The organism is Aureliella helgolandensis, assembly GCF_007752135.1.
Classification (GTDB): domain Bacteria; phylum Planctomycetota; class Planctomycetia; order Pirellulales; family Pirellulaceae; genus Aureliella; species Aureliella helgolandensis.
Window position 1 is genome coordinate 1,378,648 of the sequence record NZ_CP036298.1, and the last position, 25,853, is coordinate 1,404,500.

A 25,853-nucleotide genomic window follows, 5' to 3' on the forward strand; every position below is an offset into this window, starting at 1 on the left:
GTGAGCGGCCTTTTTTCCTGGGAACTCAATGATCTATCGCGACTTATCGCACGACACTTATCGAAATAGTTGGCTGCTCCGATCTGGGGATGGGATCTATGAATTCTCGAAAACTCAAGCTTGTGGCTTTCCTCGCGTTGGCGATGGGCTGCGCACTTCCCGCAGTGGCCCAAGTGGATAAAATCCCTAACGCCACCAAAGAGCAGCGTTTGCTTGTCAAGGATTTTGTGAAGGGGCGAGTTCCCAGCGACGCGGCTTCGCAGGCTGCGATGAATGCAGTGATTTTGGAAGCACTGCGAGATATGGCCGCTCCAGGCAGTGAGGCTAAGTACCAGACGCTGCGAAAGAACCTGACGAATAACTATTTGAACGCTACGAAGGATGCGGAGTTGCCGGCCCGAAAGGCAGCCGTGGCAGCGACTCTAACGAACGTCGTGAAATTCTTGGAATATCCGGATAAGCCGACCGTAGTCGTTTCGCCGCAAGCCAAGATCAATTTCATGGCGATTCTTGCGCAGCTTGACGAAACCCCTGAAGTCCGAGGTGCCCCACCACGTCCCGCGCCTAGAGCGTTAGAGCCGCTTTTTAAATGGGCCATCAATGAAGAGGCTCCAATCTACCTGCGTTGCGTTGCCCTGTATGGTTTGGAACGACAACTGGGGGTTGGCTGGAATACTGCTGGTTGGAGCGAAAATCTCCGCAAAGTCTTGGCTGACGGCCTAAAGAAGATTGCCGAAAGTGAGCCAAAATCGGCCTTGGAAGAACCGGGCCATACCTGGATGGTGCGACGCGCCTACGAGTGCTTGGGGACGATCAGCTCCACAGTGGCCTTCTCCATGGCGCTGGATCGCATTGCCGATCCAGAGTGTCTGCCCAGCATTCGCTTGGCCTGCGTCGACTACATCTCCCGACTCGATATCACGCGATTGCCGGACGACAAGAAGGGCTTGTATGTGGTGGGCCTGGCTCACTTATTGCGAAGCCAATTGGTCAATTGGTATGAGTCCGAAGATGCCACGATCAAGATGACCTCCGCGGCTGCCAGCGGTGGCATGATGGGGGGGTACGGCGGTGGTTATGGTGGCGGTTACGGTGGTGAAGCGGGAATGATGGGTGGCGGTTACGGCGGAGGATACGGCGCGGAAGGTGGAAGTGGTGGTGCCGGCTACGGCGGAATGATGGGGGGAGGTAGCTACGGCTCAGAGGGTGGCTACGGTATGGGAGCGGCTCCGAAGCCCCGACCTGTGGACACTCAATCCTGGCAAACCCGCAAATCGCGTCGCCTCGTCAATCAAATTACGCAGTCCATTCACGTGGCGCTCGATGGCATTCCCCTAGCCGAATCCAAGTCGGCGCCTGGCATTGGAGTGCCCTTGGTCAACGCCAAGCTGCCGAGCGAGTTGCAAGGCGATGTAGTGGAGCTCATCGAATTGCTCGATGCTTTTCAGGCGAAAGCCAACGATCCAACGCGAGTAACCGACATCAATAGCTTGCTGATCAACACGCGATTATCGATTGAAGCCATTATGGACGAAGTGATTAACATTCCAGGTTTCGCCGATCGGTATCCAGATCTCGTCGATGCTGAAGACCTCGAAGAAGTGCCCGAAGCGCTGCCCGAAATTCCGGCAGAGTTTCGGCCGGATCAGCCTGGCAACGAGCCAGGGATTCCCGGTGGGCCTGGTCCCGCAGGCCCTGGAGAAGGGGGAGCACCTGGTGCAGGGGCTCCACCACCGGTTGGCGCTCCTGTGGGGCCAGCTGAGTAGTGCTTCGCCGCTCCACCTAGTCGGAGGAAATCGAGGGGGCGTAGGAAATTGAGGGCTCGGAGCGGCCAACCTGGGGACGCTGGCATCTCTGAATGACCCGCCAACCTTGCAGGTTGGCCCAAGTAGGTGTCTGAGCATTTGTCTGCCGCATTGCCTCCATCGTCCCCAGGGTTCGCTCCTGCGGATCGAACCTTCTTCGCAGCACTCCCTTTCGCCGACGCCTTGCGTCCATTTTCGTGCTTGTTGCTAGGGCGTCGCGTCTTGGCATTGCGCGGTTGTGCGTCTCCGTTTGGGTTGCTCAAGCTACGGCCCCCGGCGTTGGGGCACCACTCGACCACTCGTCGTGGCATGTTGAAATCGCTACCCCAGCGTGAGCAAGGACGGGTGGATGTTACTGCAGGGCATTTAGAGACACTGCCTATGCTTAAAAACGAGAGTCGCTCTTCAGCTATTAGCTTCGTCATATTGGGGAGACCTGCGATCGCGTTTCGCAAACGCCTCGTCTCGAGGCATGTCGATCCGCTATCATGCGAGGGCCACACCGATCACCAGTGTGCCGTGTCTTGCGCCCCCCGAGAATTGCCCCGAAGAAATGAGGTTTAGTACTGTGACAGCCACTTATCGAATTGCAGGAATATCGTTCGAACACATGCACATGGGGGACAATCTGCGGACGGCAGCAGCTCACCCAGAGTGTCAAGTTGTCGGTATTTGCGATGCGGAACCTCGCCGCATGCTGGCCGCGCAGCGCGATCTCGAATTGCCAGACTCGGCAGTATTCAATGATTGGACGCAGTGCATCGAGCAATGCAAACCGGACATTTTACTGCTGTGCCCCGCCACGGGCGATCACCGACTTTGGATCGAACGCTTGGCACCCTTCGGACTTCCCATTCTGCTGGAGAAGCCGATGGCTGGTTCTCTCGCAGACGCCGATGCGATGATCTCAGCTTGTCAGCGGCATGATGTTCGGTGGGCGATCAACTGGCCTCAAGTTTGGGTTCCGAGCCATCGCACCGCGAAGCGTTTGAGCGGGGAGGGCGCAATCGGCCAGGTGCTTGAGGTGCATTACTACGGTGGAAATCGCGGGCCGCTATGGCACACCGCAGGCAAAGATGAGGTCTCGGCCGAAGAGGTGGCGCGAGAGAAGCCTCATAGTTGGTTCTATCAAAGAGCCAAAGCGGGCGGTTCGATGCTCGACTATCTGGGGTATGGAGCCACGTTGGGTACCTGGTACTTAGGAGGTGCCAAGCCGATCGAAATTACATCGATGGTGGACGAACCCACTGGCCTCGAAGTTGATGAGCATTCGATAACGATAGCTCGCTATGCGTTTGGGCTGAGCAAGTTCGAAACGCGCTGGGGCACTTATACCGATCCTTGGACCCACCAGCCTCAGCCACGCTGCGGTTATACGTTGGTTGGTACTGAGGGGACAATCACTTCTTGGGACTATTCTCCGACTCTGCGAGTGCAGGATGGAGCGCATCCTGAGGGAATCGATGTTCCAGTCGATTCGTTGTTACCGCCTGAGCAAAATGCGATGCAGTACTTCATCGATTGCTTGAAACGGGATCGGGCAATAGAAGGACCGCTGTCACCGGAGCTAAGCCGGATTGGTCAGCAGATTGTCGACACGGCATTCGCCAGTGCTCAGCAAAAGCGAACCTTAAAGCTGTTAGAATAGCAATTGGTTGCCCAAGATACACACTAGCCCCTGCAAGCCCATGCCTACCATTGAACCGCCCGCCACTGCATCTTCTACCAGCGACTTGTCCATGGCCAATATTGTAACCTTCCGCCGCTTCTTGCTTCTCGTGTGGTTGTTGCTAGCCGTGGAGTGGAGCTGTCCGAATGTCTATTCGCAGGAGGATTGGGACGACGAACCTCCCGAGTTTTTGCCGGGCGTCGTTGCGAGCTTTTCCTCGGCAGACGGTGAATTCACGCGGGTGGATCGAGCCATTCAGTTTTCAGCGACGTCGCGCGATCGGGATGCGAGATTGCCTAGTGACCAACCGCTGACCGTAATTTGGGAGGGCTTGTTGCAGATTAAGTCACCCGGCAACTACCAATTCTTGTTTCAGTCTGACGGACCTCTCCGCGTTCAGTTGGCGGGAAGGGAACTAGGACTTGCACCGCATGGTGTGGCGGTGCCGCAGGATCCTGCGCAGCCCGCTTTGCGAGATGCAGCGGGCGAAGTCACCTCCACCGCGACTTGGTACGCGTCGTCGCCCATTGAGTTGAAATTTGGCATGCAACCATTGCGCGTCGAGTATCAAGGTGGAGCGGGGGCAGGCCGCCTTGGCTCATACTGGTCAGGGCCGGGCTTTGTGCTCGAGCCTGTTCCGACCAGTCTGCTATGGCATGGCGTTGAGCAAGCTCCGCAGGACCGTTTTGCACTCGGAGAGCGATTGTCGCGTGGGCTGCGATGTGCCGCTTGCCATGAATACAACGACCAGCGGCCGTTATTGGCTGCGCCAGCCCTGACCTCGTTGCAAGACAATTTGCGCCCAAGTTGGTTAGTCGAGCGGCTCGCGGGACACCCGTCAGACGCCGACCGTAGGGCAGCAACGGCTGCGATGCCACAGTTTAACTTGCACTCCAATTCGGCCGCTGCAATTAGCGCTGCGCTCTTTGACGCATCGGCAGACGCGGTCGCACCGGAAGACGTCAAGGAGCAGCTTGAGCAACTGAAACGCAAACGCAAGAACCGGGACCCACAGGTTCGGACGACGGCGGACGCAGAGTTGGGGGCTTTAGCCTTTGCTTCCACGGGGTGTGTTGCTTGCCATCCACTGGATTCCACCGCTGGACGGCTGCGCGATGCGAACGAGGTAAGTGCAATTGCGGCGGGTGCTCAGGATCTCGACGTCCACCCTAAGCTGCGAGAGATGTTCGGTGGCGGGGCGCTTTCTGGGGTTGCTGCTAAACGCACCGCTGAATTTTTTGCCAGATGGCTACAGGATCCTGAATTGGTCAATCCGCAGCACCGCATGCCACTTTTCGAATTGGGGCTAAATGCGCGCCTTGATCTGACGGCCTATTTGTCGACTTTGGGGGCGGAGCAATCGCGAAACGATACGCGGGCATCCGGCGATGTGGAGATGGGCGCGGGATTGATTCAGAAGCATCGTTGTGGTGCTTGCCACACCCTGCCCGCCTCACTGACGATGCCCATTGCCAAGACGCCGCTGGATGCAGGCAGCAATTGGGATGCGGGGTGCTTGGATCATGCCGATGCGTCGGAGTATGTTCCAGGGTATGGTCTGAGTGCTGAGGAACGCAAGGCACTCAAGGCCTACATTTCCACGACTTCACAACTTCAGCAGCCACTGGATAGCTTGAGTGGCCCTGAGTTGCTGGCGGAGAATAACTGCTTGGCTTGCCACTCGCGCGACTCCCACATCGGCATTGAATCTGCCTTGCCTCAGGTAGCCTCACAATTTCCGGACTTGGCATCGCGTTTGGCTGCATTGAATCCTCCCTCGCTGACTGGCATTGGAGATAAATTGCATGCGAAAGCTCTCGCAAGCGTTATCGATGGTAAATCCACGCCACTTCGCCCGTGGCTCGATATTCGAATGCCGAAGTTTGCATTGAGCGATGTTGAGTTATCGCGAATGGTGGAAGATTTTATCGAACAGGATCGCATTCCAGCCAATGCGCCTGGTGTTATGGCTGGCGGCTCGGGTGACTCTCATGCCAGTGCATCTGGGGGCGTCGACTCCGATACTTCGGCGTTGGCGGAACAGGCGGCTCAGTTCGCTGCCGCTCGGCTGGTAACGGCGGAAGGATTCGGATGTCAAAGTTGCCACAAGATTGGCGACAATGAACCACCGCAGGTCGACTTGAAAGCCCGCGGCACCGACCTCACGATGCTTGGTGACAGAATCCGACCAACATGGTTTCAACGTTGGGTGCGCAATCCGGCCCGCATTGTACCCCGCATGGAGATGCCGGCCATCAAGACCGCCGCGCAAGGTCTGCTCGGCAACTCGTTGGACCGACAGCTCGATGCCTTATGGCAAACGTTGAACACACCTGGATTTCAACCTCCTAAGCCCAATCCCGTGAGTGTTGTTCGCGCCCACAATCAGCCCGACCACCATGAGCTGCCACGGGTATTGACCGATGTCATCGAAATGGGGGATCAGATCTATCTCCGTCCGTTGATTGTTGGGTTACCCAATCGCCACAACGTCTTGATCGACTTGGAATCGGGCGCGTTGGCGAAATGGTGGATTGGCGATACGGCCTACCAACAGACGCGTGGTAAGACTTGGTATTGGGAATTGGGGAACTCACCCATTTTCGACGCATCCGCCCTGGAGTCCTACTCACTCGTTTCGGCGGATGGCAAGGTTTGGTTGCCTGAAATTGATGGGCAAACAGCGGCCCGTTTTCAGCGTCTGGTTGAGGATGAGTTTGTAGGGTGGAGTGGCACCTTGAACTTTGGGAATGCGGGCGCAAGTCGCAAGCTGCAGATTACGCAGACGATTCGCACCGGTCCGGCCGGTAACGGTTTTTCATGTTACACGCGATTCTCGGGATTGCAGGCTGACGATCAGCTGATGCTCCAGACGCTTGGAGACTTCCAGCGGGTGGAAGTGAATTCCATGCTAAGCAAGATTTCGGCCTCCCTTCAGAGCTTGGGGCAGCTCGATTTGACGGGCCGCTTCAACCATTTGAGCTCCCAGTTGGCCGGCCAGATTTCTGTGCTAGCTGAAGAGGGAAGCGACGGTTCCGAGCGAAGTTGGACGAGTGTTTACACCAGTTTGATTGCGGCGGATCAATTTCCGGTGGCACCCCCGCTGGCACCTGGGGTGGAGCCCATCGTGTTGGATGTGGTGCCTGGATTCGATACGATTCAGTATCCACTTCCGGCGACGGAGATGCCAATTTCGTTCGCATGGTCTCCCAGCGGCGACTTTTTCGTCGGTTCCCTTAGAGGGAAAGTGTTGCAGGCCTTGGATACTACCGGGGACGGAATGTTCGATAGCTATGAAGAGTTGGCAGCCAATTTTCCAACTCCCTTTGGGCTGCAAGCCACGGATGCCTACTTAGATGTGTTGACGAAATTTGGTCTGCTGCGACTGGAGGGACGCCAACCGGGACGTTCGCTGCCACGAACCAATCAGGCACGCGCCAAGCAAAATGGTGTGTCAGCAAATCCTGCGGGGCCGGACAATGCGTCGCAAGCAGCAGTGGTGGGTGGTGGAGCGGCAACCTCGCAAATTGCATCCGATTTGGATACCCCTTCCGGACGCTTTAAGTACGCCCGCGTGTTGTCGGATGATTGGGGCTACACCCACGACTATCACGACTGGGCAGTGGGCTTGGAGAAAGATGCTGAGGGCAACTACTACATGGCGCTGCCGTGCCAGCAGGATGACCGTTCCGAGGCGGCAGCGCATCGCCGCGGCACGGCGTTCAAGTTGCTTCCCTACACCGCAGCTAGTGGAGAGATTCAATTTAAAGTAGAGCCCATTTCGGCTGGCTTGCGTTTTCCAATGGGCATTGCTCTTAGTGGGGAGGGGGAACTGTTCACCTCCGACAATCAAGGGAATTACAATCCCTTTAATGAACTCAATCACTTGCGTCAGGGAAAGCGTTATGGGTTCATCAATAAATTAGAAAATAAAGATGGATTCTCTCCACCGTTTGAGTCTCCGGCGATCAACCTGCCTCATCCGTGGACTCGCAGCGTTAACGGTATTTGTTTTCTCGAGACGCCGAAAGAACTGCTCGAGGCCGGGGGGGCGAAGCTATTCGGACCTCTGGAAGGCCATTTGATTGGTTGTGAAATGAACGAACGCGCTTTGGTTCGCATGAGCCTTCAACGGGTGGGAGATACCTTCCAGGGCGCAGCCTATCCCTTTAGCCGAGCGCCAGCTGGCGATTCACCGACGTTCGAGGGGCCCATTGTGTGCGAGATTGCTCCCGATGGGGCGTTGATGGTCGGCAGTCTTCAGGACAGTGGATGGGGTGGTGGTCAGAACACGGGCTCGATCGTGCGCTTGCAGGCCAACGGAGAGTTGCCAGCAGGGATTGCTGAGATCCGTGCCACTGCCCACGGCTTTGAAATCGATTTCACGCAGCCCATTGATATGCAGCTCGCGAGTGACCCGGATAACTATTCGATCCGCTCGTATCGCCGCATTTCGACGCCTGCCTATGGCGGGGAAGATCAGGATCAACGGACCGAACGAGCGTCCATCGTCCGTGTTTCAGCCGATGGGCGGCAGGTGGAGCTCAGCCTGGGCGGCTGGCGAGAAGGCTTTGTCTACGAGTTCAACCTGCAAAACTTGATTGGCGACGCTGCTGAGTTTTTCCCTAGCCAAGCGCACTACACGTTGCGTGCCATTCCCGAATGAAGTCGAGCGGTGCCTGAGCTGAGGGCCCCGTGAAGCGGTGGAGGCTTTGCAGGATGTGGTGAAGTAGGTGCCGGTCACACTTTACAGTTCGAACGGTTGGTCCGACTGTTGGTAGAGAGGGGAGAACCGATAGTAGACTTCCAGGGTCATAGCGCACATGGCGGTGGTGTAGAGTCGGCCCCCTTCCTTGCCATAGGGGTTGTCAAAGTACCAGCTGCCCGCCTCGTGCCCGTAGTTGGCTTGGGAGCGCACCAGGTAGTCGCGTACGCGTGGATTCCAGCGTTCCCAAAAAGGATCACCTACGTGAAACAGGTAGAGCGACACGTAGTAGTTGTAGTAGGCGTCGGTGCCGGAGTGCCCCATGCTGTTGAGGAAGGCGGCGGATTGGAGGATGCGTGGATCGGTGTGGGACATGCCGCGGAAGAGCCGAATCATATTGCCGATAGCGGTGCACGTCGGTGATTTCCCGGGACGAGCATAGCCGAAGAAGCTGCTCTCCTCCGCCTGTTGCGTATCGAGGAAGATGTCGATTGCCAGGATGGTTGCGTCCGGGATTTCGAGTCCGGCTGCTTGGGCACTTTTCAACGCCATCATTTGCCAGCCGGAGATCGTTAAGTCGCCAGGCTTTTTCGGAAGATATCCCCAGCCTCCTTGGTAGCTCTGGGCATGAACAATGAAATCCACCGCCTGTTGAGCCGGTTTGAGCAAGTCGCGATCTTGGGTGAGTTGATAGGCCTCACACATCGCAAATGCTGCGATGCCGTGGTTGTACATGCCCCGTTCACTCTGGTAGAGGAAGCTGCCGCCGTTGGGAGTTTCTTCAAGGATCTGGTAGAGGAAATAGACACCACGGCGGACCGTCTCCTTGTGCTTACCTTCCAGGTGCGTGTATCCCGCACCTAGAAAAGCCAGTAGGGACAGACCGGTCGCTGCAGGGTCGAAGCGTTCGTGGGAACCAGGATTGCCGCAACGCTCATTGCACTCACCGCCCGTATGAACGAGCGACCAGCCACCACTGGGCATTTGGTGAGCCGCAAGCCACTCGAGCGCTCGCTCGACAGCTTGCTCACTTTCCAGTGTTCCACCGCGTGCTAAGGCCAATTCCTGACGTTTCAGTAGCTGCCGTCCCTCCACGCCAGAACCTGAAAACGAAGCGGTTAAACTAGTTGCCGAACCGCTGACGAGTTGTTGGAGTTCGGTAACCGCAGCGTCGGGCTGTGGGGTTGTCTGTTCACTGGTGGCAAGGGTTAGCAATTCACTAATCGAAGTGCTGGCCGTTTCCGCGGGCAGCGGGGGCTCCCAGTCTTGTTCGGGATTGCTCGTGGGCGGGGGCGGTGAGTCGCCCGCAGCTAGCTTCAACTCGGAGGTCAATTGCTCCTGGTTGTTCGCCTCATTTTGGATGGTGAAGTCAAAGCCGTCTTGCATCCCGACCTGCCCCGAGAACGTTAGGAAGGCCAGCAGAAGCAGGATGCTGACGTGTAGGATTAAGCTGATCAGGAGGGCGGGAGTTTTGCGAGAATCCCAGTATTGTTGAACTCTTTGCCAGTAGATTCCCCATCTGCCCAACGCCGGCTGGGGCTGTGGTTCGGGGTGGTCGAGGGAGTGGGCAGGGGCGGACGCTGTGAGTGGGGGCGCCCCCTCTGCGGCAGGCGCGATCTGTGCTGCGGACGGCTCGGGTGTGGCCAGTGGATTGGAGGGGGGGGCGCCTGTGTTGGGCCGTTCGGTTGTCCCGGGCTGAGGCGCAGCGCGACCCGCACGACCGTTAGGATCGATTGGCGGAGGAGCAGCGGGAGGCTGGTTAGCCAGAGTCGAGCGAGGATCAGAGGGCATCGCGTTCCGTTGCGCGAAAAAGATTGCTAGAAATCGCCAAACGCCAAGTTGGACCTTCTATTCTAGCTCGCCCTCAACGGAAGGAGCGAAAATGCTACCAGGAGGTCTGTTTTACCCCTCAGGGAGAAACGCAGCCAAGCGCGGCTTAGATCTCAAAGTCGTCGGCGTTGGCCGATTTTTCACGGTACAGCGGCATGTGCCGATAGTAGACTTCCAGGATCATTGTCGCAAAGGAGGTGGCGGCTAAGCGTCCGCCGGCAGTAGCGTGGGGGCCCCCGGTATACCAACTACCGGCGGCATGTCCTTCGGTGGCCTGAGCTTGGATCAATGCATCCCGCATGCCTTGATTCCATTTGTCCCATAGGGGGCCTCCTTGGTGTCTCATGACCTGCGTTGCGTAGTAGCTGAAGTACAGGTCGTCGACTTGGGGACCTTTGGCAGCCAGGAATTTGATGCCATCTTGTAGACCTGGATGGTCCTTGGGCCAGTCCATGTACATCCGGCACAGCAGCCCGACTGCGATCGTGCTTTTCCGGCTATCGATTTCCGACGTGGGCTCCTCGTACCCATAGTAGGCGCCGTTATTGGTGCTTACGAAGTCTAGAAAGTTAGACGTTCCTCGGAAGGTGCTGGGGGGGACGACTAGGTTGGCCATTTTGCCACTCTTTAGCGCCATCAGGCACCAGCCCACCACGGAGGTATCACCCGGCGATTTTGGTTGGTAACGCCATCCTCCACCACGTGGATCTTGGGCATAAACGAGATAGTTGATCGCCAACTGGGCAGGCTGGATTAGATCGGGGTCGCGGGTCATTGCGTAGGCTTCGCACACGGCAATGGCAGCCAATCCATGAGAATACATGGTGCCTCCGTCTTCATGCCAGGATCCGTGGGGGGGCGTTTCGTTGGTAACTTGCATGCGGTTGATGAGGAAGCTCAGTCCGCGTTTCACCGTATCTTTGTACTGTCCTTCGAGGTGAGTTTGTCCGGCGCCTAGGAAGGGCAGCAGGCCCATGGCCGTGGCTCCGTTGCGCGCGTAAATCTTGCTGCCTGGATCTGGGCATTGATTGCGGCACAAGCGAGAGTGGTTGAAGTCCCAGCCTCCATCGGGTGCTTGATGCTGTGCAAGCCAGCGAAGCGCCATGGCAACCGATTTTTCACTGGCAGCGCTTCCCCCGAAACGCTCCAGCATTTCGCTCTTGCTGGCCGAAGAGCGACTGTTCAACGCAGAGGACATTTGCGCCAGGGCAGACGTGCTGAGCATTTGCGAGGGCATCACGCTCTCAGTGATTGCATTGAGCTCAAGCGATGGCGCCAGGGGTTGGATGGTAGGCGGCGGTGGCGCGGTAAATTCAGGCAGTGGGGCACTGTCGCTCATCGGGGGGGGCGGTGCAGACAGCGGCTCGTCCAGTGGTTGTGCCTGGAGGTCCATATCGGGGCTCTGCAAGTCGAACTCTTCCAACGCCACCGCATCTCCACCCGAGCTGGCTTGAAGGATGCTAATGACTTTCTGGACGGGTTCCAGGGTAATCGCTGCGAGGATCAGGATTAGCGCCACATGGATGAGGAGGCTGATCAGCCAGCTGGGGGCAGCCGTCCAGAAGAAACGCCGCCGCAAGGCTGTTGCGCGCTGCTGTTCAAACTCTTCCGTCGGATGCCAGCTGTGGGGGATCTCCGAAGAGGGAGACGCCTCGCCACGCGTTCGGCGCGTCTCGGCCGAGCGGGGAGAAGTTTCACTCAGTTCAGGGTAATCCATTGCTTGTCACATCCGCGCTGGCGTTGAGTGGTTCGAAAGCAAACGCCCAGCATTCTTCCAATGGCTGCCGGGCGGATGGTCCATACGCTTATTCTAGGCTAATGCAACCAATTGTCCAAAACTTGGCCGAAATGGAGTTTCAAACTGGAATTGTCACTAAACTCCCCAAAATGCCTGTGTTTGCTAGAAATAGGAGCGGCGGAGTGAGCAAACAACCGATGAGAGCTCTGATAACAAGGCTTTTCTCAGCCACAGTTAGCTGATACTCTATTACGTCCAACGCTTCTGCAGACGGGGTCGGTGTATCTCGCTCAGAATGCATTCAAGTACTGAATCCATTAAATTGAATTAGTAGTAGCTATGACCAAGCCAACTCGCAAGTTAAAGAAGGCCAATCACGGAGCTCGCCCAGCCAACTCGAAGGCTCGGAAAGCCAAGCGTCGCAAGGTCAAGACACGCATCTAGGACCGCAGGGTCACTGCATCGACTTCGTTTTGACTGAGACGGTCCCCGCCTGGGAGATTTGAGGCCTGTGGCAGCGCGTGAACTGATTTATGATCCGGCAATGCTCGATTTCACGAATGTGATTTCGGATGCGGAGGAAATCCGTAAATACAATCCGCAGCGGTTCGAAATGGAACAGTTGACGGCAATTATCCACGAAGACCTCGAGCATCATGTTTGCGTGGGGTACAAAGATGTCACCCATGACGAATTTTGGGTGCGAGGACACATGCCCAACATGCCCTTGATGCCGGGAGTCGTCATGCTGGAGGCAGCCGCACAAATGTGCAGCTACTTCTCCCAGAAGTACGATTTGCTCGGGGCTGCCATGGTTGGGTTCGGCGGGCTGGAGGATGTGCGTTTTCGCGATCCCGTTATTCCCGGTGACCGCTTGGTGTTGATGTGTGAAATGACCAAGCTGCGGCGCGGAAGAATTGTGGTGACGAAGTTCCAAGGTTTCGTCCGCGAGCGACTCGCCGTTGAGGGAGTCCTCAAAGGGATTCCAATTCCGATCGATGTGGTTAACTCCCAATTGGCTCAAGCTGCTGCGAACGCCCCTAAAGGGAAGTAAGTTTGCGGAAGACGCGTCGTTGGCGAGGCTCAAGCGATATTACTCGCGTAATATGTCCTATATTGAGTGTCGCAAATGTGGGAGTCGACTGAGAAGAGATGTCCGGAAAGAGGCGAGGTGCGCGGAATCGGTTGCAGAAGCACACTGCACTGATCTCAGTTCGCCCGCAGTGAGCCTCCCCATTGCTCCGCCAAGTTGTCTCTGTTTGAGACACACAGCTACCTCGACAATAACTCCGAAAACGCCACTGGCTTCCCATCCCTGTCGTGCGAAGTTAGCTGGCGTCTCCATTGAAAGCCCATCCATGACATTTCAAGTGTTTGCCCGCGTTGCGATCGGTGGTCTATTCGGTGCTTGGATTTGCAATCCTCAACCTGCGTGGGCTCATCCAGGGCACGTGCACGAGGTGGTTTCTGCGGACTCGGCCGCTCATTATGTTTTGCAGCCGGAGCACGCGGTCGCATGGCTGGCGGTTGTCGCTACCGCCGGGTTGTCCCTGTGGCTGATATCGCGAAAGCGTGCCATCGGGGCCAGCTTGAAAGCGAATCGGATTCGTAAATAACTTGGTTCCGTGGCGACGCAACCTGAGCTCGTCGGCAGTTTTCATCGATAAATTCCAGCGTCAAACGCATCCGTCGGGCTCGATATGCAGCATGTTGTGTGCGGCAAGTTGGTGGCAACGGTTGCGGAGGTTTCAGGGTAAACCGCACTCGCTCTACGCATAACTCAACGGCCACTAGGGCTCGATGAACGGTCCTACTCCACGAATCTTAATTGCTGCGAACCCCAATTCTGGGGCTAGTTCGTCTGTCGCCAAGGTCTCTGCACTATGCGAAGCGCTCAACCAGAGTGGTTTCGATTGTGAGATCCTGACTTCTCTCGAGGGGGTTCGGGCGGCAAGTTTGCAAGCGGAGGCGGCCGGTAATCTGCGAGCGGTCATTTCGGCAGGTGGGGATGGTACGGTCGATGCTCTGGCAAACCTGCTGCCCGCCACGATTCCGCTCCAAGTCTTTCCGCTGGGTACCGAGAATCTGTTGGCGAAGTACCTCGGATTGCGTGGCGACATTCGGCAGGCGTGTGCAACGGCAATTGCCAATCGCCGATTCAAGATGGATGCAGGGATCGCCAATGGCAAGATCTTTCTGGTGATGTTGAGCGTGGGTTTTGATGCGGAAGTTGTCCGTCAGATGACGGCGCTGCGGAGGGGGCACATCAGTCGCTGGTCCTACGTGCGTCCCATCTTCCGAACCTTGCTACGCTACGGCTTTCCGGCACTCAACTATCGGCTTAATGGCTCCTTGGATCGTGAATCGGTCGGTGACGAGCCTGTTGGGGGGATCCCTCGCATGCCCTCCGCATCGAAGCGCGATGCGCGGCCGACGGACACTAACGTCACTGAATTTTCTGGGGAGTCGAACCCTGTCGCTTGCGAGCCGTTGCCGGAAATTTCCACTGGCGATACGCGTGGTTCGGCCGCTTGGGTGTTTGTCTTTAACGTCCCGCGATACGCGGCTTCCCTTAACTTTTGTCCCCAAGCCGATCCGACCGACGGCTTGCTGGACATCTGCACTTTTTCGAAACCGGGGATTGCCTACGGTCTAGGCTACTTTGCACGACTCCGGCTCGGCACGCATCAAAAGATGGCTGGATTTCAGCACATGCGGTGCAGCCAGCTGTCGATCGATCAGCCTCTACTTCAGGAGGAGCCACGCGGCGTGCCCTTCCAGATGGATGGTGACAGTGGGGGTATACTACCGTTACAGATTCGATCGGCGCCGAAGCGTTTGACATTGATTATTCCCTCATCATAGAAGCGAGCTCGTCTTGGATGAAGTTAACATTGGCCCCATCGCCTGCGGCAGCAAGGCCACACCACTGACCATTATCGCTGGTCCGTGCGTCATCGAGAATCGCGATTTAACTCTCTCGATTGCGGAGAGCTTGCGGGGCTTCTGCGAAGAGTTGGGACTGCCGCTCGTCTTTAAGGCCTCCTTTGACAAGGCCAATCGCACGAGTGGCACGGCCTTTAGAGGGCTCGGGATTCAGGAGGGGCTGCGCGTGCTGGAGGAGGTTGGCCAGACATTGGGGTTGCCCACGGTAACCGACATCCACCTACCTGAGCAGGCGGCCCCAGCAGCCGAGGTGTGCCAGCTCTTGCAAATCCCAGCCTTCCTGGCAAGGCAAACCGATCTCTTGCTCGCCGCCGCCCAAACCGATCGACCCATCAATGTCAAAAAGGGGCAATTTATGGCGCCTCAGGACATGCAGTACGTGCTGGAAAAGTTGCGTACGGCGGGAGCCGCGGGTGTCCTGCTTTGCGAGCGTGGGACCTTCTTCGGCTACGGAAGGTTGGTCAATGACATGCAATCGTTGCCCTTGATGCGCAGTTTTGGGGCGCCCGTTATCTTTGATGCAACCCATTCCGTTCAGCAGCCTGGGGGGCTAGGGGGCGCAACCGGAGGCAATCGCGAGATGGTTTGGCCGCTGGCCCGTGCCGCGGTGGCGGTGGGGGTCGATGGGGTTTTCTTGGAGACGCACCCCGATCCCGACACCTCTCCCAGTGACGGAGCGAACATGGTTCCGTTGGATAGCGTACAAAAGCTATTGTCGCAGTTACGAGACCTTTCGCGCGTTGTCTCAGGCTGGTAGGTTTGAAGGACTCTGCAGCCGTTTTGGACGCGTCATATTCCCCCCTTCCCTAACTCGAACGTTTCGATCGCATGAATTCTCGTCTGCCAACACGCTTGAACTCCGCAGCCTTTCCAGTGGGGCCGCTTCTGTGCTTAGCCGCGTTATTGTGCGCTGGATTCACTACGGGTTGCTATGCGAGGCGGGGCAATAATGCAGAGCGGTTGGCCCAGCAGATCGAGGAGGGGAAGACGAAGAATGATCACTTGCGTAAAGCCCTTCGCCACCTCGTCCAAATGACTCCAGTCAATCGTGAGAACTACATTCCGGAAGTGCAGCTCGAGTTAAACACTTGGCTGAAGGACGCCGACACGACTTCCTCGCAGTACGCTCCCAGCCCCTTGCTGCAGAGCATTCCGGCCGACCGGCTGGAGGCCGTGGGTTGCAGTCATCCCGTAAATCTGAACTTTAGCTACTGGGATGTCGAGTATCTTTTTGAGCGGCATTTGATGCAGCAACTTGCCAAGTGGGTGATCGCCTTCCCGATGCGGGACAATTTACTGCAGCCCGTCCTGGAAAAAGAACGCTCCCATCAAACTCCTGCAGAAGCACTTCAACTCGAAGAAGCCTACAAGTTGTTCGATTGGACGATCCGCAATATTGCGCTCACTCCCGATCGAGAGCCCTCCGAGGACTTGCTTGAAAATCCAACCTCCCTGAGCGGCGACAGGGTGCTGGGTTGCGACTACCTCCCCTGGGAAACCGTTCTCTATTCGTCGGGAGACTTTGTGGAGCGAGGGAGGGTTTTTACGGCGCTCGCTGATCAACGCGGTATCGATACCTTTTGGGTTGCCAATGAGGCTGCAGGTGCGGCAGCCGGAAAATTGTGGACGATTGGTGTCTTAATCGGCAAGGACGTGTACTTGTTCGAGCCCTCGCTGGGGATGCCAATTCTCGACCCCGATGCGGAGACCTTGGCCACGCTAGCGGCAGCGCAGACGAACGACCGCATTCTCCGGCGACTCGATTTGCCAGGCCAATTCGACTACCCCTTAGATGCGGGTGAGCTGAAGTCAATCAAGCTGTTCATGGATGTTGTTCCGGCTGCCGGTAGTGCAAGGATGAAGATCTTGGAGGGGCAGTTGCTCGGCGAGGAGCGCATGGTGCTGTTCGAAGATTTGGATGCGCTGCAGTCGCGAATCTCTGCCGCTGTCCCCGATGCGCCGGTTGAAATCTGGCAAGCTCCACTGTTGGCGCAGCTGCGAGCCGCCGAAGTGCGCGAGATGTTGAAGACGACATCGCCAGCCATGATGAACTACTTGAACCAGCATGGTGTGTGGTTGATGGATAACCCGGCTGCGAGAGGTCGCTTAGCTCACCTGTGGGGCGAATTCGAAAACACAAACGAGAAACGCGGCGCCCTGGCCCTCTACATGGACAATCGGATCGACGACGATTCGCTTCGCAAGCTCCTCAACGATCCCGATGTGCAACGCGAACTTGGAGTTCCCAGGGCGCCTGGTGAGCCAATGGAGCAATATCAGATGCGAGTTCTCCAAGCGCAGGCCGTCCTGGGCTTGGCCAAGGTGGATACCGCATTTCTGTTGGCCCAACTCCATTTTGATCGTGGCAATTACGAAGCCGCAGAGAACTTCCTACGCAAACGCGTGCTCGAGGATGGCCGCGCTCAGAAATGGCATGCAGCCGGCTGGTATCTGTTGGGTCGCATAGAGCAGGAGTTGGGGCGATTACCGGAAGCGACCGAGGCCCTGACGCACCAGCCTAGCCCGCAAGAGCCTGGCAATCGACTGCGTCTGCGCTATCTAAAGCGGGAAGCCAGCAATTAGGCGAAGGATAAAAAAACTCTCGCTACTGTCAGACTTGGTAGGCTGACTGCCTGGAGTGCGTTGTAGGGAAGGGAGTGCGTTGTAGGGAGAGTCGCTCGGCGTTTCGTGTGCTGGATATCCATCCTCGCAATGCTCTGCCGACTCTCTGAAATCGCAATCCGCAGCGTGAGCAAGGAAGGGTGGTTGCGGCTACCGGAGAATTCGGGGTATTGCCTCCGCGGCAAGCCCCCCAATGCTCCTCAAGCAACAGGCCGCTGGCGCGATGGGCTAACTGCGGTTGTTCAGCGAGTCGCGAATTTCACGCAGCAAGACGATATCTTCCGACGGCGCCTTGGGGGCCGCTTCCTCTTCCTTTTCGAAACGCGCCTTGGCGGTATTGATCATCTTCACCGCAAGGAAGATGGCGATGGCGATTAGCAGGAAGTCGAAGATGGTCTGAATCAATGCACCGTAGTTCAAAATGGCGTAGTTGTAGGTTTCCATTTTCGCGACTCCATCTTCGATAATTGGAGCACCCGTGTCGTCGAGAACGGGTGCTTCAGTCTTGACCCTCAAAGCTAGCTCATTGAAGTTAACATTCGCCTTGGCGGTCAAGAGATTCAGAGGTGGCATGACAATGTTGGCTACAAAAGAGCTCACAATTTTTTGAAAAGCTCCTCCAATGACTACCCCTACGGCTAAATCAATGACATTGCCGCGCATCGCGAACTCGCGAAATTCTTTGACGAGACTCATAACAACCAACCCTTTTGCAGTTCAGAACGAATACCCCATGTGCCACGGTGCCCGTTGAAAACAACGATTAGAACCGCGGTGGCTTAGAATACTCCAATACACCTGCAATGGACAAGGGAACAAACCGTCGGCGAGATCCTCAACGCAGACTCGCATCGGTAGCTAACGCTGCGGCCGGTTTCGCTTTAGAGTTCTAGGGTTCGTGGTGCGCTGGCCTCGCCCATGGGGCTAGGTCTTAGCAGCTGGCAGGTTGAGCAACTGGCAATTCGATTCGAACAACCAATCGGTGCGCTAACAGGCTTGGGGGCTTGGAGCAATCGAACTTGGGCGAACGCGCATGCTGGCCACGAAGAAAAGCACTGGCATGGCAGCGCTCTACCAGCCGTAGAGTTGAATTGTAGAGTTGAATTTTAGCGGAGTCGAGGCAGAGCGTGGTGCGTTTAGGGTCTGAGGCGGCGGTTGGCTTTGGGGGGCGCTGTCAGACGAGCATCGCTAAAACGGCTTCGGCCGTTTCGCAGCCTTTGTTACCCACATTACCACCAGCTCGATGGATCGCTTGTTCGAGCGTGTTGCAAGTCAGCAGTCCAAAACCGATCGGCTTGAGTGTTTCCATCATCAAGTCCATCAGGGCGTTGCTCACGGCGCGATTGATATGTTGATCGTGCGTGGTTTCGCCGCGAATGACTGCACCTAGAGCAACCACGCCTCGAATATCGGGGCGAGCGGCGAGTCTACGGGCGGCCAGGGCGAGTTCCCATGCACCTGGGACGTGGATGACAGGCACCAATTCCTTCGCATACCCGGCTTCGCTGAGCGTTTTCAAGGCGCCTTCGAGCAAGCGGTCGGTGATGTTGGAATTGTATTGGGCTACGGTAATTCCGATCATAATCTGCACTTGGAAAGATGGTTAGTTCAGTTTAATGCCCATCAGAAACTCGGCATTCGTTTTGGTTTTGGCCAAGCGTTCGTTGAGTTTTTCCATGGCATCGGTAGGACTCAATTCGCCGAGCGCGCGTCTCAGTGCTGAGACGCGCTTGTACTCTTCGGTATCCATCAAGATTTCTTCGCGACGGGTACCGCTGCGGTTGATATCGACGGCCGGCCAGATTCGTTTATCGACCAAGCTGCGGTCGAGAACAATTTCTAGATTTCCGGTACCCTTGAATTCTTCGAAAATGACATCGTCCATTCGGCTGCCAGTGTCGACCAGGGCGGTCGCAATAATGGTCAGCGAGCCCCCCTCTTCAACCTTGCGCGCAGAGCCAAAAAATGACTTGGGTTTTTGAAGTGCATTGGCGTCCAAGCCGCCCGTCAGCAGCTTACCACTCTGTGGGCACTCGCTATTCCAAGCTCGCGCAAAACGGGTGATGCTGTCGAGGAAGATTACGACGTCGGTACCATATTCGACCATCCGCTTCGCTTTTTCCAGCACCATGTGGGCAACTTGGATGTGTCGCGATGAAGGTTCGTCAAAGGTGCTGCTGACCACTTCGCAATTCGGTCCTCGCACTTCCCGCTCCATGTCGGTGACCTCTTCGGGACGCTCGTCAATTAGCAGCATCATGACATGCGCGGCAGGATAATTCTTCAAGACGGCGCGGGCCATCTTTTGCATCAAGATCGTCTTACCTGCGCGAGGTGGGCTGACAATCAACCCACGCTGCCCAAAGCCGATGGGGGCGACCATGTCAATTACGCGGGTCTCAGGCGAATCGCTGTCGGTTTCGAGCACGATACGCTGGTTCGGGTGCAGCGGGGTCAGATGTTCGAAGTCGGGCTTGCGGTGCCGCAGGTCGGGGTCGTGGAAGTTGATGGCTTCGACCCGCAGGAGCGCAAAGTATCGCTCATTTTCCTTCGGTGGCCGAATTTGTCCGGCGACGGTGGAACCGGTTTGTAGGCCAAACCGACGGATCTGACTGGGAGATACGTAGATGTCGTCGGGACAGGAAATGTAGTGGTGATTGGAGCTGCGCAAGAACCCGAAGCCGTCGGGGAGGATTTCCAACGTACCTTCACCGAACATCAAGCCGTTGCTCTTCAAGCGGGTCTTGATGATTTGGAAAACGAGTTCGCGCTGTCCTAGACCCTCGCTGGCCACATTTTCCGCTTCGGCAACCGACAGGAGTTCCTCTTCCGACATCCGTTGCAAGGCAGCAAACGGGGATTGTGAAGCGGTTGGCTCGGGCTGCGGTTGGTCCGACTTGGCGGCTCCTCGAGACTCGATGGCGATCTCTTCTGCCAACGACATCGGCTCCCGATCGGAGTCGAGTTCGCGAATGCGCTCTTCGATTTCCGGGCTTGCCTGGGGCGTTCGATTTCGGCCGAGTAGATCGCGGCGGGGGGATCGATCTCCACGCCAACGAGGAGGTCGTTGACCTGTCATGGTGAAACTCCTGACCGATAAGTCTGAATCGGTAGCGATCCAGAATCTTGGAAGGTAGATCCGTCTAGCGGATTGAGGTGAGGCATTGGATAAGTGACTGCTCGGAAGGCAGACGGTCGTACAATCGTATTGACTGAGGATGCCAATTCGAACAAGTACTCAGGGATAAGCTTAGCGGACGCTTCCGGTGCGAGCTCTCCCTAGTATAGACGCGAATGCCCGGCACGAACAGCAAAGATGGGCTGCTCGCAGGGCGTTAAGCGGCTTTCCTGCCCGCTATCCGCCACATCGTTTGCCTAGTGAACCCAACCCCCCCATGTACGGCGAGTTCTCGCCCCTTGCTTTTCATTGCGGCATCCGCAATTTTTGAAAATCCTGACGCCACCTGTGGCGCAGGGATGGTGAATCTCACACTCTCGCACCCTCCACTTACGACCTTGTCAAACCGGTTGCCGCATGGAGGATGCTTTAGAAATAAGATACTGGGAATCAGTACCGAGATTCATTCCACCGCCTTGGGCACCCCTTTTCAGCGCCGCGCTGTATGTCGCTGGCCAGCAAGAACAAAACAGCAAAATTCAGCGACAGAAATTAGCAATTGTGGACAGGTGCGAAATGTCCGGTCCCCACCCGCAACCGCGAGCGGAGCAGCGACCGGAAGCAGCCTCTGCGGGGATGTCTTATCCAACGGAATCGGGCTGGAAGGCATGTTTCCTCTAAGTTGGGGAGCTCAACGCAGACTCAGGGCTGCAGACCTGCGTCAGATGATTGCCTGGATCACATGTCCGTGAACGTCCGTCAACCGCCGCTCAATGCCGTTGTGATAGTAAGTCAATTTCGTGTGGTCGATGCCCAGAAGGTGCAATGCTGTCGCGTGGAGGTCGTAGCAATACGTCGGCGATTGAATCGCCTTAAACCCAAGTTCGTCGGTGGCGCCATACGCCACGCCTCCGCGGATTCCACCTCCCGCCAACCAGGAGGTGAAGGCCCCCGAATTGTGATCACGCCCCTGCCCTGCACTTCCCTGGGCTCCAGGTTGGCGGCCGAATTCGGTAGTGCAGATCACCAACGTATCCTCTAGCATCCCGTGGGACTTCAAGTCTTTTAGCAGGGCAGAGGCTCCCGTATCCAGAACTTGTCCCCAGTAGCCATGGTCCCGTGGTAGGTCTTCGTGACTGTCCCAGTTGGGACGGATTTTCTTAGCCACCGTATTTTCGGCACCACAGTATATTTGGACAAATCGCACGCCTCGTTGGACCAGCCGGCGGGCCTGCAGGCACTGACGCCCGAATGGGCCCGTTTCAGGATGAGCGATGTCATACAGTCGCAGTGTGGCGTTGGATTCCGTCGAAGTATCGGTGACCTCAGGAGCACTGAGTTGCATCCGAGCCGCCAGCTCGTAGGCTTTGATCCGAGCCTCCAGTTCGGTGTTTCCCGACCTTTGCTGCAAATGCTGGGAGTTCAGTTCTTGTAGCAGCGCCAGGCTGTCGCGTTTGGCAGCGGGAGATTTCGCTTTGTATTGGGCTGGCGGGAACAGGTCTGCAATCGGGTTCTCCGATTCCTTGGTGTTGAGAGCCGTTGCCTGATATTCCGCAGGCAAGAAGCCTGCGCCCCAGTTGATGACGCCCCCTGGCGGTAGGCCTCGAGGGTCTGGCAGTACCACAAAAGCGGGTAAATCGTCGGCTTCGCTGCCTAGGCCATACGTGACCCAGGAACCCATGCTGGGGAAGCCTGGGAGCGTAAATCCGGTATTCATCATAAAGCAGGCGGGACCATGCAAGGCCGTTTTGCTTTGCATGGAATAGATAAACGCCATATCGTCTACACAGGTCGCCAGTTTGGGGAACAGGTCACTGACCCAACGCCCCGACTGGCCATGTTGTCGAAATTTCCAGTGGCTGGGTTGGCAGTTGCCAGGCTTGGAAGCAAAGAACTGAAGTTTTCCGTCTGGATCAAAGGGCTTGCCCGCTCGCTTCTCGAGTTCAGGTTTGTAGTCGAACGTATCGACTTGGCTCATTCCGCCGGGACAAAAGATCTGAATGACTCGTTTGGCGTTGGGCTGGGGAAGACCCTGGCGTCGAGTGGGTTCTTCGGCCGCAAGTAGGGTTGCGAATGCAACGCCTCCCAGTCCCCCTCCCGCGTGAGAAAGGAACTGTCGACGACTACTCGTAGAAACGATGGGGGGATTAGTCGACATACAGAAATTCACTGGAATTGAAAAGGATTCGGCAGAACAAAAATAACTCTTGGGTCGCCAGGAATTCGCTGCCAAGCTCGACTTCGCTTGGCGTGGGAGCTCTTTGAAGTACGGACAGAAATGCCTGTTCGATTTTCTGAGCTGGGCTGTCACCGGCGCGTCTCTGAATCTGTACTGCCAGATCGTCTGCTTGGCGTAGTACAAAGTCGTTGTTGTAGAGTGCTAGTGATTGCAGCGTCGTCGTGGTGGTTAGACGCGTTGGCGTGAGATTGGCGGGGTCCGGGCAATCGAGCGTCGATAGAAACGGGTTGGGGGTGGTGCGGACGATAAATCGATAAATGCTGCGTTTCCATAGCGGGGGCGAGTCTGCGGTGACATACATGTAAATGGGAGCATAGGCATCTTGGTACTGAAAATCCTCGAAGCCAGGGCCGCCCCGTGCAGGGTTCAGGTTGCCAGTGATGGCAAGAATCGAATCGCGGATAACCTCCGCCTCCATCCGTTTCGCATTCTGTCGCCACAACAAACGGTTATCGGCATCGACGGCAATTTCATCCGCTTGACTGCTGAACCGTGATTGTTGCTTGTACGCCTTGCTATTCAAAATCAATCGGTGGACCGCTTTGATGGAGCCGTTCTCTTTTTGCAATTGAAGGGCGAGCCAGTCGAGCAGTTTTGGATGTGAGGGAAGGTCACCGCCAAATCCAAAATCGCTGGGCGTGTTCACAATCCCTTGGCCAAAATGCCAATGCCATAGCCGATTCACCAAAACCCTTGGTGTTAGCGGATTCCGAGGGTCGGTGATCCAGTGCGCCAACGCCACCCGGCGTTCATCAGTGGATGAATCGCTGGAGCCCCATGCGGGAGAGAGCATGGCAAGTGCGGCGAATCCACCGGGAGCCAACCGCTTGCCGACCGGCGATTCGGGATCGCCCCGTTGCAGCAGATAGACCGGAGGAACTTGGTCGGTAGTTTCGATTCCAAAAAACTTCGGGGGTGGGCCGATAGCTTTGATTTTTACGGCGAGTTCTTGTCTCTCTGCCTTTAGTTCCGATAGTCGTTCTTGTGCTTGCGGAGTTGGCTGTGCAGGCGAGGTCGGCCGCAGTCTCGCGTCCCCGAAACCGATTTGATCATGGCTGTATCCGTTTTGACCGTCGGTAGAGATCAGCGTTAAGTATTCGGCCGAAGCGGGGAGCAAGATATCGATTACCCGCAGGCCATCTTGACGCTTCAGTTGCGGAAAGTGAGCGACTCTTTCGCCGTCGACGTACACGTACGCGTCGGCCCGATTGTCCCCTGCGGCGCCAAAGTAGCCAACGCTGCCCGTCAGCCGCAAGTCGCAGGGAGGTGACTCGGTTACTGACAGCGCTGCCGCGCGGATCGCTGTCAGATCGAAGGTGATTCCGCCATTGGCATGCAGTCCCAGCAGCGTGTGTGGGCCGCTCGCAAAGTCAATTTCGGACAGGACGGTTGAATGTTGGCTGGCAACCGGACCATTGCGAACCGCATCCCAGGCCGTCCCCGATGTATCGGGTAGTCCGGAAATGGTGATTCCTGACGAGGTGATGGGGATTGGGGTCGAGCCATCATTTCCGTCGGGGATAAACAGCCCATCGATAAACCGTAGCGATGACTTGGCAAATTGATTGGGAGTGATCTCTATCAACGCACCCCCGCCTGGACTGGCTGACTTCGCCGTTCTGGGATCTAGCCCAGCCCCGATGGTCCCCGATCCAAAACCGCTACCTCCGCCAACGATATCAGCTAGGTCAATTCCTTGGCCTTCCAGCATTCCGATCTCGAAATCGATTGGCCGCTGTTGGGAGATCAGCCGCTCGCGGCGAGCCTGGTATTCCTCGACGCTGCTGGGGTGAACCAAACGCTCGGCACGTTGGACGCCGGCAAAGACCGCTTGTAGCTGGTAATACTCTTCCTGCAAAAGTGGGTCGAGTTTATGGTCATGGCAGCGTGCGCAATTGATGGTCATCGCCATCGTGGCGGTCATTACCTGCGTTGCCATGTCATCCAGGTCCAGGGTGCGGGCAGCACGACGCAACGAGGGGCTTTTCGTTTCAACTTGACCGACATAATCCCAAGGTCCGGCAGCGAGAAAACCGGTGGCGATGATCGCTGCAGAGTCGTCTGGCCATAGAATGTCACCAGCAATCTGCTCCTGCAAAAAGCGGTTGTACGGTTTGTCGTCGTTGAAAGCATCGATCACGTAGTCTCGATACCGCCATGCATGGTCGCGGCGTTGGTCTCTTTCAAATCCATGAGTGTCGGCATAGTGAGCCAGGTCGAGCCAATGCCGAGCATACCGTTCGCCATAAAGTGGGGATTCGAGCAGCCGATCGACCAACCGCGCATACGCATCAGGATGAGGGTCCGTTTCGAATTCAACAACCGCTGCGGGAGATGGTGGTAATCCGTGAAGGTCAAAGGTGAGTCGCCGAATTAGAGTTCGACGGTCCGCGGGAGGGCTGCGCTCAAGTTGGTGTTCGGCCAGTTTTTGGTCAATGAATTCATCCACCGAATGGAATACAAAGTCTTTTGCAAGAGGTTGATAGGACCACCAGCTTGCATCGCTTGCAGGCGGTTCACGCAGCACAATTGATTCAGGCCATGCAGCGCCCTGCTCGATCCAACGCCGTATTAAGCGGACTTCAGCGTCTGGCAATGAGGGGCTGTCTTTGGGCATTGCTGCTGGATTGCCGTCCGTCGAAGTGATCAGATCGACAAGGTGGCTAGAATCGGCATCCCCCGGAATCAGAAATCCCGCGTCCAATAAGGACTGGGGCGTTGCCAGCGAAACATCTCCTTTGTCGATTCCTGCCGAGTGACAACCCAGGCAGCTTCGTTCCAGCAATGGCGCTATCTCAGTAGCAAAATTGATCGGGTCTGTCGCTAACGCCGACGATTTCGTCAACCAACCGAGGATGGCCATGATTGCAATACGCAATATCGGCTTTGAAGAGTGGTTCTTGAACAGCACGAGGTAGGATCCGAGGTGGGAGGTAGAGTCCGCAAATCAGTTGCCCTTTGCGACATGACGGCATCGGGCCTGTCTAGGTAGCAACCCGCCGCTTGGCGGCTTGTTGATTTTGCCACCGGTTGCTTAGGCCGAGCCGGATCAGCGGTGGTTTCAATGCGATCAGGGGGGGCGTGCCTTCGAGTTGAAACGCGAGATGGCAGGCTAGTTGCTTGCGCACATACTTGTAGGTAGGAAATCGGTTGGGGAGTTGACTCCAGTATAACCCATAGC

16 protein-coding genes are annotated in these 25,853 nt (G+C 56.6%); 9 read left to right on the plus strand and 7 right to left on the minus strand.

Translation table 11 applies throughout. The features are described 5' to 3' along the window. The first annotated feature begins 98 nt into the window (after positions 1-98). The 3 genes from Q31a_RS04890 to Q31a_RS04900 all read left to right on the plus strand — a co-directional run bounded on the left by Q31a_RS04890 (position 99) and on the right by Q31a_RS04900 (position 8,140). On the plus strand, positions 99-1,766 hold the full coding sequence (locus tag Q31a_RS04890; protein ID WP_145074834.1) for a hypothetical protein: 1,668 nt from the start codon (positions 99-101) through the stop codon (positions 1,764-1,766). Positions 1,767-2,373: 607 nt separating this feature from the next. Next, positions 2,374-3,453 (plus strand): Gfo/Idh/MocA family protein, encoded by a 1,080-nt coding sequence (locus Q31a_RS04895; RefSeq protein ID WP_145074837.1) that lies wholly within the window; start codon positions 2,374-2,376, stop codon positions 3,451-3,453. Positions 3,454-3,493: 40 nt separating this feature from the next. Further along, positions 3,494-8,140, plus strand: coding sequence for a hypothetical protein (locus Q31a_RS04900; RefSeq protein ID WP_145074839.1), 4,647 nt, complete (start codon positions 3,494-3,496; stop codon positions 8,138-8,140). A gap of 81 nt (positions 8,141-8,221) precedes the next feature. On the opposite strand, the gene Q31a_RS04905 is transcribed toward Q31a_RS04900, so the two are convergent. Continuing rightward, entirely contained in the window at positions 8,222-9,970 is a 1,749-nt protein-coding gene (locus Q31a_RS04905; RefSeq protein ID WP_145074842.1) for a prenyltransferase/squalene oxidase repeat-containing protein, read from the minus strand. A 145-nt stretch (positions 9,971-10,115) separates the two neighbouring features. After that, positions 10,116-11,726 (minus strand): prenyltransferase/squalene oxidase repeat-containing protein, encoded by a 1,611-nt coding sequence (locus tag Q31a_RS04910; protein ID WP_145074845.1) that lies wholly within the window; start codon positions 11,724-11,726, stop codon positions 10,116-10,118. 360 nt (positions 11,727-12,086) lie between these two features. Between Q31a_RS04910 and Q31a_RS31310 the strand changes: the two genes are divergently transcribed. From Q31a_RS31310 to Q31a_RS04935, 6 genes are all read left to right on the plus strand, one after another. Further along, positions 12,087-12,191 (plus strand): 50S ribosomal protein bL37, encoded by a 105-nt coding sequence (locus Q31a_RS31310; RefSeq protein WP_369299139.1) that lies wholly within the window; start codon positions 12,087-12,089, stop codon positions 12,189-12,191. Between the two features lie 67 nt (positions 12,192-12,258). Further along, a complete protein-coding gene (locus Q31a_RS04915) occupies positions 12,259-12,801 on the plus strand; it encodes a 3-hydroxyacyl-ACP dehydratase FabZ family protein (protein WP_145074848.1) in 543 nt (180 codons plus the stop codon). 304 nt (positions 12,802-13,105) lie between these two features. Then, positions 13,106-13,363 (plus strand): hypothetical protein, encoded by a 258-nt coding sequence (locus Q31a_RS04920; RefSeq protein WP_145074851.1) that lies wholly within the window; start codon positions 13,106-13,108, stop codon positions 13,361-13,363. Between the two features lie 184 nt (positions 13,364-13,547). Beyond that, positions 13,548-14,612 (plus strand): diacylglycerol/lipid kinase family protein, encoded by a 1,065-nt coding sequence (locus Q31a_RS04925; RefSeq protein ID WP_145074855.1) that lies wholly within the window; start codon positions 13,548-13,550, stop codon positions 14,610-14,612. 13 nt (positions 14,613-14,625) lie between these two features. Next, positions 14,626-15,450 carry a 3-deoxy-8-phosphooctulonate synthase gene (gene kdsA, locus Q31a_RS04930; protein ID WP_145074858.1) on the plus strand — a complete coding sequence of 275 codons (825 nt, stop codon included), beginning with the start codon at positions 14,626-14,628 and terminating at the stop codon, positions 15,448-15,450. A 71-nt stretch (positions 15,451-15,521) separates the two neighbouring features. Further along, positions 15,522-17,276 (plus strand): tetratricopeptide repeat protein, encoded by a 1,755-nt coding sequence (locus Q31a_RS04935; RefSeq protein WP_145074861.1) that lies wholly within the window; start codon positions 15,522-15,524, stop codon positions 17,274-17,276. 267 nt (positions 17,277-17,543) lie between these two features. Here Q31a_RS04935 and mscL read toward each other — a convergent pair whose 3' ends face one another. The 5 genes from mscL to Q31a_RS04960 all read right to left on the minus strand — a co-directional run bounded on the left by mscL (position 17,544) and on the right by Q31a_RS04960 (position 25,583). After that, complete coding sequence (mscL, locus tag Q31a_RS04940) at positions 17,544-18,011, minus strand: large-conductance mechanosensitive channel protein MscL (RefSeq protein WP_145074864.1); 468 nt, start codon at positions 18,009-18,011, stop codon at positions 17,544-17,546. A 478-nt stretch (positions 18,012-18,489) separates the two neighbouring features. Then, on the minus strand, positions 18,490-18,897 hold the full coding sequence (gene ribH, locus Q31a_RS04945) for a 6,7-dimethyl-8-ribityllumazine synthase (protein WP_145074867.1): 408 nt from the start codon (positions 18,895-18,897) through the stop codon (positions 18,490-18,492). Positions 18,898-18,918: 21 nt separating this feature from the next. Then, positions 18,919-20,394, minus strand: a complete 1,476-nt coding sequence (gene rho / locus Q31a_RS04950) for a transcription termination factor Rho (protein WP_145074871.1) — start codon at positions 20,392-20,394, stop codon at positions 18,919-18,921. A gap of 760 nt (positions 20,395-21,154) precedes the next feature. After that, positions 21,155-22,591 carry a DUF1501 domain-containing protein gene (locus tag Q31a_RS04955; protein ID WP_145074874.1) on the minus strand — a complete coding sequence of 479 codons (1,437 nt, stop codon included), beginning with the start codon at positions 22,589-22,591 and terminating at the stop codon, positions 21,155-21,157. Next, positions 22,581-25,583, minus strand: coding sequence for a DUF1553 domain-containing protein (locus tag Q31a_RS04960; protein WP_197356220.1), 3,003 nt, complete (start codon positions 25,581-25,583; stop codon positions 22,581-22,583). Before Q31a_RS04960 ends, Q31a_RS04955 begins: the two co-directional genes overlap by 11 nt. Positions 25,584-25,853 lie beyond the last annotated feature (270 nt).